Origin of the sequence: Tsukamurella conjunctivitidis (assembly GCF_007858475.1) — a bacterium.
In the GTDB taxonomy this organism is placed as follows: Bacteria; Actinomycetota; Actinomycetes; order Mycobacteriales; family Mycobacteriaceae; genus Tsukamurella; species Tsukamurella conjunctivitidis.
Genome location: NZ_VIGX01000322.1, coordinates 1 through 511, shown reverse-complemented (window position 1 = coordinate 511; position 511 = coordinate 1). Strand labels below are relative to the sequence as shown.

Sequence of the window (511 nt, the reverse complement as noted above, 5' to 3'; positions counted from 1 at the left end):
GTCGGATCAGGAGGTCAGGACCGGGTGGGCGAAGGCCCCACGGTCGACCCCGACACCTGTGTCACTCCTGGGAGGAGGACTCCCCACCGTTGTCATCCTCGCGACGACGACGCGAACGGGTGCGCGGGCGACGCTCACGGCGCTCCGTGTGCTCGGGACGCTCGCCACGCTCGGCGTGCTCACGCGTCTCGTTCTCGTGGCCGTCCTGGTCCTCGGACTCGCCGTCGACCACTGCGTGCAGTGAGAGCTTGCCGCGGTCGCCGATCTCGGCGATCTCGACCTCGACCTGCTGGCCGACCTGGAGGACGTCCTCGACGGAGTCGATGCGCTTGCCCCCCACCAGGCGACGGACCTGGGAGATGTGGAGCAGGCCGTCCTTGCCCGGCGTCAGGGAGACGAAGGCGCCGAAGGAGGTCGTCTCCACGACGGTGCCGACGAAGCGCTCCCCCACCTCGGGCATCTGCGGGTTGGCGATCTGGTTGACCATGGCGCGCGCGGCTTCGGCGGCCGT

General features: G+C 70.3%; 1 protein-coding gene. It reads right to left on the bottom strand.

Features of this window, described 5'->3' with window-relative positions:
• Positions 1–61: 61 nt before the first annotated feature.
• Positions 62–511, bottom strand: a 450-nt coding sequence (locus FK530_RS27530) for a S1 RNA-binding domain-containing protein (protein ID WP_146489550.1), incomplete at its 5' end; no start/stop codon positions are given.